At 68.5% G+C, this 12,098-nt stretch carries 13 protein-coding genes; 11 read left to right on the forward strand and 2 right to left on the reverse strand.

Features of this window, described 5'->3' with window-relative positions; genetic code table 11:
• Positions 1 to 72: 72 nt before the first annotated feature.
• The 8 genes from ACFSGX_RS00385 (at position 73) to ACFSGX_RS00420 (ending at position 6,320) form a co-directional block, all read left to right on the forward strand.
• The gene (locus ACFSGX_RS00385; RefSeq protein WP_380926624.1) at positions 73 to 543 is read left to right on the forward strand and encodes an SUF system Fe-S cluster assembly regulator; all 471 of its coding nucleotides are present in this window, start codon (positions 73 to 75) and stop codon (positions 541 to 543) included.
• Positions 540 to 2,021, forward strand: coding sequence for a Fe-S cluster assembly protein SufB (sufB, locus tag ACFSGX_RS00390; RefSeq protein ID WP_380926626.1), 1,482 nt, complete (start codon positions 540 to 542; stop codon positions 2,019 to 2,021). Before ACFSGX_RS00385 ends, sufB begins: the two co-directional genes overlap by 4 nt.
• Positions 2,018 to 2,359 carry a hypothetical protein gene (locus ACFSGX_RS00395; protein ID WP_380926628.1) on the forward strand — a complete coding sequence of 114 codons (342 nt, stop codon included), beginning with the start codon at positions 2,018 to 2,020 and terminating at the stop codon, positions 2,357 to 2,359. Before sufB ends, ACFSGX_RS00395 begins: the two co-directional genes overlap by 4 nt.
• On the forward strand, positions 2,360 to 3,103 hold the full coding sequence (gene sufC / locus ACFSGX_RS00400; protein ID WP_380926630.1) for a Fe-S cluster assembly ATPase SufC: 744 nt from the start codon (positions 2,360 to 2,362) through the stop codon (positions 3,101 to 3,103).
• A gap of 82 nt (positions 3,104 to 3,185) precedes the next feature.
• Positions 3,186 to 4,271: a SufB/SufD family protein gene (locus tag ACFSGX_RS00405; protein WP_380926632.1), complete on the forward strand. Its 1,086-nt coding sequence runs from the start codon at positions 3,186 to 3,188 to the stop codon at positions 4,269 to 4,271.
• Positions 4,268 to 5,494 carry a cysteine desulfurase gene (locus tag ACFSGX_RS00410; protein WP_380926634.1) on the forward strand — a complete coding sequence of 409 codons (1,227 nt, stop codon included), beginning with the start codon at positions 4,268 to 4,270 and terminating at the stop codon, positions 5,492 to 5,494. Before ACFSGX_RS00405 ends, ACFSGX_RS00410 begins: the two co-directional genes overlap by 4 nt.
• The gene (locus ACFSGX_RS00415; RefSeq protein WP_380926636.1) at positions 5,491 to 5,967 is read left to right on the forward strand and encodes an SUF system Fe-S cluster assembly protein; all 477 of its coding nucleotides are present in this window, start codon (positions 5,491 to 5,493) and stop codon (positions 5,965 to 5,967) included. The genes ACFSGX_RS00410 and ACFSGX_RS00415 overlap by 4 nt, the downstream gene beginning before the upstream one ends.
• Positions 5,967 to 6,320 (forward strand): HesB/IscA family protein, encoded by a 354-nt coding sequence (locus ACFSGX_RS00420; protein WP_380926638.1) that lies wholly within the window; start codon positions 5,967 to 5,969, stop codon positions 6,318 to 6,320. The genes ACFSGX_RS00415 and ACFSGX_RS00420 overlap by 1 nt, the downstream gene beginning before the upstream one ends.
• Positions 6,321 to 6,365: 45 nt before the next feature.
• Here ACFSGX_RS00420 and ACFSGX_RS00425 read toward each other — a convergent pair whose 3' ends face one another.
• Both ACFSGX_RS00425 and ACFSGX_RS00430 read right to left on the reverse strand, forming a co-directional pair.
• Positions 6,366 to 6,662 carry a hypothetical protein gene (locus tag ACFSGX_RS00425; RefSeq protein ID WP_380926640.1) on the reverse strand — a complete coding sequence of 99 codons (297 nt, stop codon included), beginning with the start codon at positions 6,660 to 6,662 and terminating at the stop codon, positions 6,366 to 6,368.
• Positions 6,663 to 6,842: 180 nt separating this feature from the next.
• A complete protein-coding gene (locus ACFSGX_RS00430; RefSeq protein WP_380926642.1) occupies positions 6,843 to 9,176 on the reverse strand; it encodes a S8 family serine peptidase in 2,334 nt (777 codons plus the stop codon).
• Between the two features lie 216 nt (positions 9,177 to 9,392).
• On the opposite strand from ACFSGX_RS00430, the gene ACFSGX_RS00435 reads away from it, so the two are divergent.
• The 3 genes from ACFSGX_RS00435 (at position 9,393) to cysD (ending at position 11,995) form a co-directional block, all read left to right on the forward strand.
• Entirely contained in the window at positions 9,393 to 10,064 is a 672-nt protein-coding gene (locus ACFSGX_RS00435; protein WP_380926644.1) for a pyrimidine 5'-nucleotidase, read from the forward strand.
• Complete coding sequence (gene dapD, locus ACFSGX_RS00440) at positions 10,061 to 10,882, forward strand: 2,3,4,5-tetrahydropyridine-2,6-dicarboxylate N-succinyltransferase (RefSeq protein WP_380926646.1); 822 nt, start codon at positions 10,061 to 10,063, stop codon at positions 10,880 to 10,882. Before ACFSGX_RS00435 ends, dapD begins: the two co-directional genes overlap by 4 nt.
• Before the next feature lie 201 nt (positions 10,883 to 11,083).
• A complete protein-coding gene (cysD, locus tag ACFSGX_RS00445; RefSeq protein ID WP_380926648.1) occupies positions 11,084 to 11,995 on the forward strand; it encodes a sulfate adenylyltransferase subunit CysD in 912 nt (303 codons plus the stop codon).
• Positions 11,996 to 12,098: the final 103 nt, after the last annotated feature.

The raw sequence follows: 12,098 nt of genomic DNA on the forward strand, positions 1-12,098 counted from the left end.
CCAACCCGCTTGATCCCCCCCGGAAAACCCCTATCTCCCAATCCTACCGAATCACTCCGATTGGACCACCCGTTGCGGCTATCCTCGCTCGCTGACTATGCCGTCGTCATCCTGACGGCCGCCGCGCGCCATCCGGCGGGCGACCGGCTGTCCGCGACGGTGCTCGCCGGCGAAACCGGCGTGCCGCTGCCCACGACGCAGAAGCTGATGGGGCGGCTCGCCGCATCCGGGCTGCTGACCTCGGCGCGCGGCACCGGCGGCGGCTTCCTGCTGGCCCGGGCCCCCGCGGCGATCAGCCTGGGGGAGATCGTCGAGGCGGTCGAGGGCCCGATCGCGATGACGACCTGCGTCGACGAGAACCGGCACGACTGCGCGCTTGAAGGCGCCTGTTCGGTCCGGCCGCATTGGTCGGCGGTGAACGAGGCGATCCGCGGCGCGCTGGGCGGTGTTTCGCTCGCCACGCTGGCCGGCACGACACCGGTAGCCACGAAAATCACACGAACGACAGAAGCCGCGCCGATCGCGGCAGGAGCAACGGCATGACGGACGTCCGCAACCGCGAAGCACATGAGGCCGTCGAAGAAGCGTCGACCTACAAATATGGCTTCGTCTCCGACATCGAACAGGATTTCGCGCCCAAGGGGCTGAGCGAGGACACCGTCCGATTCATCTCCGCCAAGAAGGGCGAGCCGGAGTGGATGCTCGACTGGCGGCTGAAGGCCTATGCCAAGTGGCTGACGATGGAAGCCCCCGAATGGGCCAAGCTCAACATCCCGCCGATCGACTATCAGGACGCCTATTACTACGCGGCGCCCAAGGAGAAGCCGAAGCTCGGCTCGCTCGACGAGGTCGATCCCGAGATCCTGCGCATCTACGAGAAGCTCGGCATCCCGATCGAAGAGCAGAAGCTGCTCGCCGGTGTCGAGGGCGCCGAACCGCCGCGCCGCATCGCGGTCGACGCGGTGTTCGACAGCGTCTCGGTCGCCACCACCTTCCGCGCGGAGCTTGAGAAGGCGGGCGTTATCTTCCGCTCGATCTCCGAGGCGATCCGCGAATATCCCGACATGATCAAGCAGTGGCTCGGCAAGGTCGTGCCCGCGCACGACAACTACTTCGCCACGCTCAACAGCGCGGTCTTCTCCGACGGCACGTTCGTCTACATTCCGGAGGGCGTCCGCTGCCCGATGGAACTCAGCACCTATTTCCGGATCAACGCGGCCAACACCGGCCAGTTCGAACGCACGCTGATCGTCGCCGACAAGGGCAGCTACGTCTCCTATCTGGAGGGTTGCACCGCGCCGATGCGCGACGAGAACCAGCTGCACGCCGCGGTCGTCGAACTCGTCATCCTCGACGATGCGGAGATCAAGTACAGCACCGTCCAGAACTGGTACCCCGGCGACGCGGACGGCAAGGGCGGCATCTACAATTTCGTCACCAAGCGCGCGCTGTGCCAGGGCAAGAACAGCAAGGTCAGCTGGACCCAGGTCGAAACCGGCTCCGCGGTCACATGGAAGTACCCGTCCTGCGTGCTGGCGGGTGAGAACAGCGTCGGTGAGTTCTACTCGGTCGCGGTGACCAACAACATGCAGCAGGCCGATACCGGCACGAAGATGATCCATCTCGGTAAGGGCTCGCGTTCGACCATCGTGGCGAAGGGCATCTCCGCCGGCCGCTCCGACAACACCTATCGCGGCCTCGTCCGCGTCGGTCCGACCGCGGAAAACGTGCGCAACTTCACGCAGTGCGACTCGCTGCTGCTCGGCGACCAGTGCGGCGCGCACACCATCCCCTATATCGAGATCCGCAACCCGACCGCGCAGATCGAGCATGAGGCAACCACGTCGAAGATCAGCGACGACCAGATGTTCTACGCCATGTCGCGCGGCCTCGACCCCGAAACCGCCGTCGGCCTGATCGTCAACGGGTTCGCCAAGGAAGTGCTGCAGCAGCTCCCCATGGAGTTCGCGGTGGAAGCGCAGAAGCTGCTCGGGATCAGCCTCGAGGGTTCGGTCGGATGAACCCGGTCTACACCCGCGTCGCGATCGACTACGCGCCGATGGATGCCACCAAGGTGTTCGTGAAGGACGCATCGACCTTCTCGGCGTCCTCGCTCCTGAAGCAACGCGATCCCAAGTCGAACCGGCTGCACCATTTCAAGCGCGAGCTGGTGCGGCTGAGCGAAGCGGTGGGCAGCCCCCGGGTCCCCGTGTTCGTACAATGGCCCAATGCGGGGCGGCTGCGCATGGACAAGGGCTGCCTCGCCCAGGCGCTCGAATCCGGGTTCATCCTGGACCTGACCAACGGTGACGGCGGCTTCGTGTCGCACGTCGAACTTGCAGAATCGAAGGACTCCTAAGTGCTCTCCATCCAGAATCTTCATGCCGAAATCGACGGCAAGGTCATCCTCAAGGGCCTGACGCTGGAACTGGGCGCGGGCGAGATCCACGCGATCATGGGCCCCAACGGCGCCGGCAAGTCGACGCTCGCCTATGTGCTCGGCGGCCGTCCGGGCTACGAGATCACCGGTGGGTCGGTCACGTTCCAGGGCAAGGACCTGCTCGACATGGCGCCGCACGAACGCGCCGCCGCCGGGCTGTTCCTGGGCTTCCAATACCCGGTCGAGATCCCCGGCATCTCCAACGTCCAGTTCCTCCGCACTGCGCTCAACGCGCAGAAGAAGGAGCGCGGCGAGGCCGAGCTGTCCGGCGGCGCCTTCCTCAAGATCGCGCGCGAACAGGCCGACGGCCTCGGCCTCGACATGGACATGATGAAGCGCCCGGTGAACGTCGGCTTCTCCGGCGGTGAGAAAAAGCGCAACGAGATGGTCCAGATGGGCATCATCGACCCCGCGCTCGCGGTCCTCGACGAAACCGACTCCGGCCTCGATATCGACGCACTCCGCATCGTCGGCGACGGCATCAACCGCATCATGCGCAAGCCCGACAAGGCCGTCCTGCTGATCACCCACTATCAGCGCCTGCTCGACTATGTCCGCCCCGATTTCGTCCACGTCCTCGCCGACGGCCGCATCGTCCGCAGCGGCGGCGCCGACCTCGCGCTCGAACTCGAACGCGCCGGCTACGCTGGGATCGCTGCATGACGCCCGCGCATGATCCGTTCCCCGGCGCAGGCCGGGGCCTAGACGCAACCCCGTCACGAACCCGCGGCGCAGCAGTAGCAGCATGACCCTGGCCCTCCCCACCACCCGCGAAGAAGCCTGGCGCTGGTCCGACCTGACCGCCCTCCCCACGCTCGCGACCCAGACCCCGACCGGCACTCCAACCCCGATCGACCCGCTCTGGATCGCGGCAGAAGGCCCACGCCTGCTCTTCATCGACGGTCGCTACGCCGCGGAGCACAGCAGCCCCGGCCCCGTCACGCTCGGGTCCGTCGCCCCAACCGGCACCCACCCTCTCGGCACGCTCACCGCAGGCCATGATGGCTGGACCCTCACCGTCCCCGCCGGCGAAACGCACGCGGACACGATCCAGATCGTCCACATCGCCACCGGCGGCGCGAACCACGTCCCCGCGCGCATCGCGCTTGCCGACGGCGCCCGCGCCAGCATCGTCGAGACGCACGCCGGCGACGGCTGGTCCAACCGCCAGACCGACATCAGCCTCGGCGCGAACGCGCACCTCACCCGCAACGTCCGGCTGATGCAGGCCAGCGGCTTCACCTCCACGCGCGAAACCATCACGCTCGCGGCAAACGCCCACCTCGCCGCTACCGTCCTGGCGATCGGCGACGCGGGCACGCGCATCGACGCCGGCATCACGCTCCACGGCGACGCCGCGCGCGCCGAATATGGCGGCGCGCTCCTGTCGCGCGACCGCCAGCGTCACGACGCCGCGATCGCCGTCCGCCACGAGGCGCTCGACGGCGTCAGCCGCCAGCTCTGGCGCGCCGTGGCCGACGACCGCGCCACCGCCAGCCTCGCCGCACGGGTCGAGGTCGCGCGCGGCGCGCAGAAGACCGACGGCGAACAGTCGCTCCGCGGCCTCCTGCTGCGCCGCACCGCCACGATCAACCTGAAGCCCGAGCTCGAAATCTTCGCGGACGACGTGAAGTGCGCGCACGGCGCCACCGTCGGCGAACTCGACGCACAGGCGCTCTGGTACCTCGCCAGCCGCGGCGTGCCGCCTCAGGCCGCCCGCGCGCTACTCACCCGCGCCTTCGTCGGCGACGCGTTCGACCGGATCGAGGAAGAACCGGTCCGCGACGCGTTCCGCGCCGCCGCGGACGCCTGGTTGGGAGCCGAAGCATGAGCACGATGCTAAGAGAACGCGAGGCCGACACCGCCCCGCTCGACGTCGTCGCCGACTTCCCGGCGATCCCGACCGGCTGGGCCTATCTCGACACCGCCGCCACCGCGCAGAAGCCGCAGATCGTGATTGACGCGATCACCCGCGGTTATGCCGAAACCTATGCCACCGTCCACCGCGGCGTGTACCAGCGCTCCGCCGACATGACCGTCGCGTACGAGGCCGCCCGCGCCCGTATCGCGACGTTCCTCAACGCGAAGAGCCAGGACGAGATCGTCTACGTCCGCGGCGCGACCGAGGCGATCAACCTCGTCGCGCAAAGCTGGGGCCAGTCGCTCAAGGCCGGCGACCGCATCCTGCTCAGCCAGCTCGAACATCACGCCAACATCGTGCCTTGGCAGCTGCTCGCCGCCCGCACCGGCGCGGTCATCGACGTCGCGCCGCTGACTGAAGACGGCCGGATCGATCTCGACGCGGTCGCCACGATCCTCACCCCCGCGCACAAGCTCGTCGCCCTCTCGCACGTCTCCAACGTCCTCGGCTCGATCCTCGACGCGCGCCGTGCCGCCGACCTCGCCCATGCGGTCGGCGCGAAGATCCTGATCGACGGCTGCCAGTCCGTCGCCCGCATCGCGGTCGATGTGCAGGCGCTCGATTGCGACTTCTACGTCTTCTCCGGTCACAAGCTCTACGGCCCGACCGGCATCGGCGTTCTCTGGGCGCGCGGCGAGATCCTGTCCGCCATGCCCCCGTGGCAGGGCGGCGGTGCCATGATCGACAAGGTCTCGTTCGCGGGCACCACCTACGCCCCCGCCCCCGGCCGGTTCGAGGCGGGTACCCCGCACATCGTCGGCGCGCTCGGCCTCCACACCGCGATCGATTATGTGACCGACATCGGCCTCCCCGCGATCCACGCCCATGAAACCGCACTGGTCAACGCCGCCCGCGAACGGCTGTCGGCCATCAACAGCGTCACGCTCTTCGGCCCGGCCGACAGCGCCGGAATCGTGAGCTTCGAGGTTGCCGGGGTGCATCCGCACGACGTCGGCACCATATTGGACGAGGAGCGGGTGGCGATCCGCGCCGGCCATCACTGCTGCCAGCCGCTGATGGCGCATCTTGGCGTATCGGCAACCGCCCGCGCCAGCTTCGGCGTCTACAACAGCCTGGCCGATGTCGACGCGCTCGCCCGCGCACTTGACAGGGTGACGAGGATTTTCGGATGAACGATTTCACGACCGAACAGCTGGATCACACCCCGCCCCCGCCGCCCCGCGCGCGCGTGTCGGATGCGATCGACGAGCCGCCGGTGAGCGAGACCCCGCCTGCGCGCTCACGCGACTATCTCGACGGTTTCCTCGCCCAGCAGCCGACGGAGCTCAGCCCCGGCGAACCCGGCGGTCAGCTCTACGAGATGGTGATCGAGGCGCTGAAGGAAATCTACGACCCCGAGATTCCGGTGAACGTCTACGATCTCGGGCTGATCTACGGCGTCGATGTCGACGGCGACCATGTCGTCGTGTCGATGACGCTCACCACACCGAACTGTCCGGTCGCCGAATCGATGCCGGGCGAGATCGAGATGCGCGTCGGCGCGGTCCCGGGCGTCGGCTCGGCCGAGGTCAACCTCGTCTGGGATCCGCCGTGGGATCCGCAGAAGATGTCGGACGAAGCGAAACTCGAACTGGGGATGCTGTAATGGCCACCACGCTCCGCGCCCGCCCCGCCGCGCTCAACCTGACCGCGACCGCGCACGCCCGCATCGCCGACCTAATGGCGCGCGCCCCGGACGGCAGCATCGGCGTCAAGCTCTCGACCCCGCGCCGTGGCTGTTCGGGCCTCGCCTATTCGGTCGACTACATCTCGTCCGCCGATGCGTTCGACGAGAAGATCACCACCCCCGGTGGCGATCTGTACGTCGATGGCGGCTCGATCCTCTATCTCATCGGATCGACGATGGACTGGGTCGAGGACGACTTCACCGCCGGCTTCGTCTTCTCCAACCCCAATGCCAAGGGCGCCTGCGGCTGCGGCGAGAGCTTCACCGTCTGACCGGGCGCCGCGTCGGGACTGAATCCGTGCGGCGCCCACCTTCGATCAATTGCCGTTGATCACCGCGTTCTTCTGCGCATCGGACATCGCGTCCGCGTTCACGTCTGCGTCGTCGATCGCCTCTTCCTTGGCATCGGCCGCCGCACGCGTCGTCTTGGCCTTCGCCTCCATCAACGCCTTGTCCGTGCCGCCCATCTGACCCGCGGCCGCGTCCATGGCATCCGCCTTGTTCTCGAGCGCGTCGTGCGCCTGGTCGCCCAGCTTGTCGTCGCCCTTGCCGCCGCAAGCCGACACCAACAGCAGACCCGCGCCCAGCGCTGCAATCATCGAAACCCGCATCATCGTCTCCTATCGCCATGCGTCCGCCCGCCAAAGAACCGCGGATCAGGGCATGGCCGCTCGCTTCAACCCTTCTTGTAGAAATCGGTTGCGTCGTCGGAGGGCCGAGAGGGCGGAGCGCCCGACCGTCACCGTCCGCTCACGACGACCCAGTCATCCGACACGCTCATTCTTCCGGAACGTTTACAACGCCATGGAGAAGCGCAACGCGCCCCCGACATCGGCCGGCACATCCGCAAAATTTCCCGGATCGCGCCGCCAGTAGAGGTTGGTCGAAACCCACCCCCCCAATGCCGCGCGCCCGAGCGAACCCTCGACATCCAACTCCCGCCCGTCCGGCGCCAGGTCCAGACGACGCACACCCATTTCGGCCGCACCGCTGGTATAATCATACCCCACCGGCAAAGTCAGATCGACACCGCCCCGCGCCACGCGCAACGGCTGTGCCACGCGTACCGCCGCCCGATCCGGCCCGCCGAACAACGACACCGTCGCGACCTCGAAGCTCCAGGCCCGCGTCCGCAACCGCGCCCCATCCAGCGCCACGGTCCCCGCCTGCCCGCGCGTCCGCCCCTCGCGCCACAACCCCGCCAGCAACCAGCCGCCCCCCAGATCCGCCCGCGCCGACACATCGACAAAGTTGCTCACCGCGCCACCCGCACCCAACGCCGCCGCGAACCGCCCGCCCAGCACCGTCCCACGCTCGGTCAACCGCGACAGCCCCGCCCCGATCCGCACCGGCCCAACCTGCCGATCGAGCGCCACGCCCACGGTCGCATAGCCAGAACGGTCATACCCACCCTGCCGCCTCGTATCGCCTGAACCAGGCAACGTCCCGGCCACCAGCGCATCGCCGCTCTCCGCGGTCACCGTCACCCCGAACGCGCCGCGCTCCTGCCGCACCGCCAGGCTCGATCCGGTGCGCTGGCGGAACCCGGCCACCTCGCGCGGATCGCTCGCCACCAGGAACGGCGTGCCCTCCTGCCCGCCCATCATCCGCGCCACCGACTGCGCGCCCTGCGCAAAGCCCAGCCCGACGGTCAGCCCCGCGCCGACCCGCGTCGCCATCATCCCCGCGGTCGCCCGCGCCGTCGCGGCATCGGCGCGCCCCAGCGTCAGCCGTTCCACCGCCACGTCGCCGCCACGCGATGCGATCGTCACCGCGAACATCGCGCCGGGCACCCCGCCGTTCACCTGCCGCACGCCGCCGGCCAGCGCCGGGTACAACCGGTCCTCCGGTACCGCCCGCGTCAACGTCCGCGCCAGGTCAATCGTGAACGCCCGCTGATAGCCATCCAGCATCACCGCCCCCGTCGACGACGAACCCCGCAGCCCCGCGTCGCCCATCGCCGGCGACAACAGCCCGTTGCCCGCCTGCGCCACCGCCATCCCGGTGCCGGCCAGCGCGGTCGCGCCGATCGGCTGGAACGCAGACGTCAGGTTCAGCCGGCCGCGCCCGTTCACCGCATCGACGCCACCAACACCCAGGTCCGTCGCGCTGGCATAAAGGATGTCGACGATCTGCTGTCCGCTCAAATTCGGGAACGCCTGCGCCAGCAACGCCACCGCGCCGGAGATCAACGGCGCGGAAAACGACGTGCCGGAATACAGGAACGCCTCCCCCGTCTGATCGACGCTCCGCACTCGCTCACCGAGCGCGAGCAGGTAATGCGCACTCCCGGTGCCAGCTCGCGCGCTGAACGAGGCGATCTCCCCGTCCGCGCCACTCGCCCCCGCGATTACCACCAGTCCGCGCGCTTCCGCGGTATTGGCGACCAGCGCGAACGCCTCCGGATCGGCGGTCGGGTCGTTGCCGGCGGACAGCACGATCACCACCCCTGCCGCCGTCGCACGGCCCACCGCGGCCCGGAACGTGGAACTCCCCGCCTCGTCCCCGCCCAACGAGATATTGATCACCCGCGCACGGTTCTGCACCGCCGTGTCGATCCCACGTGCGATCGCCACGTCACTGTGCGTACAGCCATCCTCGGTCGTGCAACTGCCCGCGGTGTCGGTCCGCAGCACGAGCAACGTCGCGCCATAAGCCATGCCCAGCCCGCCCACATCGTTGCGCGCCGCCCCCAGCACGCCCGCCACCGCGGTCCCGTGGCCGTTCTCATCCTGGATCCCACGCGCGCCCACCAGGTCCGCCGACGCCGCGCTGATCCGCCCGGCAAACTCACTGCCGGTCGTATTGATGCCGCTGTCGATGATCCCGGCGATCACCCCGCTCCCCGTCACGCCGCGATCATAGGCGGTCGCGGCACTCGCCTGCACCGCGCCGGCCGACCGCTGGTACTCGCCGCTCCCGCTGGCCGGCGGAGTCGGCGTCGGCGCGATCGGATCGGGCTGCGTCACCGGCGGCGGGGTCGGGGTCGGCGTGGGTGTCGGAGTAGGCGTCGGTGTCGCGGGCGGCGTCGGCGTACTGCTCACCCCCCCGCCCGACCCGCCACCGCACGCGGTCGTTGCGAGCAGCAACAGGATCGCCCCACGTCGCCCGGATGCTGTCAGCTTCATCGTCGCATCCCCGCCCGCCCAGTCACCGCGACAGTACAGCGCCAGAGTTTTAAATCGACTCACCGAATCACTGCGGCATCGCGCCGATCCGTCGGACATTCGGCGAATCATCCGGCACCGGCACTACACGCCCAGGCATCGCGCGGGACGCCCTGTTCCACGTGGAACAGCCTCCACCCGGTTGTCGAGCGCCGCCCCGCCCGCTACGGCGCACCCATGCATCCCGACTTCGCCCATGTCCGGACCTGGATCTTCGATCTGGACAACACGCTCTACCCGGCGTCGACGGACTTGTTCGCGCTGATCGACGTCCGGATGGGCGAATATGTCCAGCGCCTGCTCGGCGTTGATGCGGCCGAGGCACGCCGCGTCCAGAAGGCGCATTTCCTCGAACATGGCACCACGCTGTCGGGCCTCATGCGCAGTCACGCGATCGACCCGCGCGAATTCCTGGATTACGTCCACGACATCGAAATGGACCGCATCGCCGAGGACCGCCGGCTGGTCGAGGCGATGGCCCGCCTCCCCGGCCGCAAGCTCATCTTCACCAACGGCGACGCCACCTATGCCGCGCGCGTCCTCGCCCGCATCGGCCTGACCGACGCGTTCGAGGCGATCCACGACATCCACGCCTGCGCCTATCAGGCGAAACCCGATCCGCAGGGTTACGCCGCGCTGATCTCCGCGTTCGACATCGACCCCACCACCGCGCTGTTCGTGGAGGACATGGCCCGCAACCTCGTCCCCGCAAAGGCGCTCGGCATGACGACGGTGTGGGTCGACAACGGCTCCGAATCCGCCGGCCACGGCGCCGATCCCGCCACCATCGACCATGTCATCGACGATGTCGGTGCATGGCTTCACGCTATCCAGGAACCCGACGCATGACCGATCTCGCCGCCACCATCGACGCCGCCTGGGACGACCGCGCTAACATCGGCCTCACCACGCAGGGTGCCGTCCGCGACGCCGTCACCACCGCGCTCGACATGCTCGACACCGGCCGCGCGCGCGTCGCCGAACCTTCGGACGGCGGCTGGATCGTCAACCAGTGGCTGAAGAAAGCCGTGCTGCTCTCGTTCCGGCTGAACGACAACGCGCTGATCGACGGCGGCTCGGCCGGGTCGCCCGGGTTCGACAAGGTCCCGTCGAAATTCGCCGGCTGGGACGACGCCGCCTTCCGCACCGCCGGTTTCCGCGCGGTCCCCGGCGCGATCGTCCGGCGCGGTGCTTATGTCGCCAAGGGCGCGGTGCTGATGCCCAGCTTCGTCAACATCGGCGCTTATGTCGGCGAGGGGTCGATGGTCGACGCCTGGGCCACGGTCGGCTCCTGTGCGCAGATCGGCCGCAACGTCCACCTGTCCGGCGGTGCCGGCATCGGTGGCGTGCTCGAACCGCTTCAGGCGAACCCGGTCGTGATCGAGGACGGCTGCTTCATCGGCGCGCGTTCCGAAGTCGCCGAGGGCGTCATCGTCCGCGAGGGCGCCGTCCTGTCGATGGGCGTCTATCTCGGCGCGTCGACCAAGATCGTCGACCGCGCGACCGGCGAAGTCTTCCTCGGCGAGGTCCCGCCCTACGCCGTCGTCGTCCCCGGCACGCTCCCCGGTCTCGCCGGCGGCCCGTCGCTCTACTGCGCCGTCATCGTCAAGCGCGTCGACGCGCAGACCCGCGCCAAGACCGGCATCAACGATCTGCTCCGCGACTGAGGGTTGCCCGGTACGCTCGCTTTAATCACGTCATCCCGGCGAAAGCCGGGATCTCCCTCCGGTAAAGCTCTCACCCGTAGCCCAAGAGAAATCCCGGCCTCCGCCGGGATGACGGCACCAGGGGGTAGCGCCACCCCCAACTATCCCGCGTGAAAGCAAAACCCGCTTCCCCGCCCCTGCCCCCGCCCTAAATATCCGGGCATGGCCACCGCACCGCAGACCCTGACCCACCTCCAACGGCTCGAAGCCGAAAGCATCCATATCCTGCGCGAGGTCGTGGCCGAGGCCGAACGCCCCGTGATGCTCTATTCGGTGGGCAAGGACTCGGCCGTCATGCTGCATCTCGCGCGCAAGGCGTTCTACCCGGCCCCGCCGCCCTTCCCGCTGCTCCACGTCGACACCACCTGGAAATTCCGGGACATGTACGCACTGCGGGATCGCATGGCGGCGGAAAGCGGCATGGAACTGCTCGTCCACCGCAACCCGGATGCGGAGGCGCGCGGCATCAACCCGTTCGACCATGGTGGCCTCCACACCGACATGTGGAAGACCGAAGGCCTGCGCCAGGCGCTCGACAAATATGGTTTCGACGCGGCCTTCGGCGGCGCCCGGCGCGACGAGGAGAAGAGCCGCGCCAAGGAACGGGTGTTCTCGTTCCGCACCGCCACCCACCGCTGGGATCCCAAGACACAGCGCCCCGAACTCTGGCGGCTCTACAACGCCCGCAAGGCGAAGGGCGAAAGCATGCGCGTCTTCCCGATCAGCAACTGGACCGAACTCGACATCTGGCAGTACATCCAGGCCGAGGCGATCCCGATCGTCCCGCTCTACTTCGCCGCCCCCCGCCCCACGGTCGAACGCGACGGCATGCTCCTGATGGTCGACGACGACCGCTTCCGCTTGCGGCCCGGCGAAGTCCCGGTCGACCGCTCGATCCGCTTCCGCACGCTCGGCTGCTACCCGCTGACCGGCGCGGTCGAAAGCGAGGCGACGACCCTCCCCCAGGTCATCCAGGAAATGCTCCTGACGACCACCTCCGAACGCCAGGGCCGCGCCATCGACCACGACCAGTCCGGCAGCATGGAGAAGAAGAAGCAGGAGGGCTATTTCTGATGGGAAATCGTCTTCTTCCCCCTCTCCCCCCCGGGGAGAGGGCCGGGGAGAGGGGAGCAACGCCGCAACAAGCCGCAACCGCCCCGCTTGCCCAAACGTCGCG

The organism is Sphingomonas arantia, from assembly GCF_042682045.1.
Taxonomy (GTDB): domain Bacteria; phylum Pseudomonadota; class Alphaproteobacteria; order Sphingomonadales; family Sphingomonadaceae; genus Sphingomonas_R; species Sphingomonas_R arantia.

Excerpts from the sequence above, each read along its gene's own strand:
- sufB (WP_380926626.1), top strand. The coding sequence starts at position 540 with ATGACGGACGTCCGCAACCGCGAAGCACATGAGGCCGTCGAAGAAGCG.
- dapD (WP_380926646.1), top strand. The coding sequence starts at position 10,061 with ATGACCGATCTCGCCGCCACCATCGACGCCGCCTGGGACGACCGCGCT.
- cysD (WP_380926648.1), top strand. The coding sequence starts at position 11,084 with ATGGCCACCGCACCGCAGACCCTGACCCACCTCCAACGGCTCGAAGCC.
- ACFSGX_RS00410 (WP_380926634.1), top strand. The coding sequence starts at position 4,268 with ATGAGCACGATGCTAAGAGAACGCGAGGCCGACACCGCCCCGCTCGAC.
- ACFSGX_RS00395 (WP_380926628.1), top strand. The coding sequence starts at position 2,018 with ATGAACCCGGTCTACACCCGCGTCGCGATCGACTACGCGCCGATGGAT.
- ACFSGX_RS00425 (WP_380926640.1), bottom strand. The coding sequence starts at position 6,662 with ATGATGCGGGTTTCGATGATTGCAGCGCTGGGCGCGGGTCTGCTGTTG.
- ACFSGX_RS00435 (WP_380926644.1), top strand. The coding sequence starts at position 9,393 with ATGCATCCCGACTTCGCCCATGTCCGGACCTGGATCTTCGATCTGGAC.
- ACFSGX_RS00420 (WP_380926638.1), top strand. The coding sequence starts at position 5,967 with ATGGCCACCACGCTCCGCGCCCGCCCCGCCGCGCTCAACCTGACCGCG.
- ACFSGX_RS00405 (WP_380926632.1), top strand. The coding sequence starts at position 3,186 with ATGACCCTGGCCCTCCCCACCACCCGCGAAGAAGCCTGGCGCTGGTCC.
- ACFSGX_RS00415 (WP_380926636.1), top strand. The coding sequence starts at position 5,491 with ATGAACGATTTCACGACCGAACAGCTGGATCACACCCCGCCCCCGCCG.
- ACFSGX_RS00430 (WP_380926642.1), bottom strand. The coding sequence starts at position 9,176 with ATGAAGCTGACAGCATCCGGGCGACGTGGGGCGATCCTGTTGCTGCTC.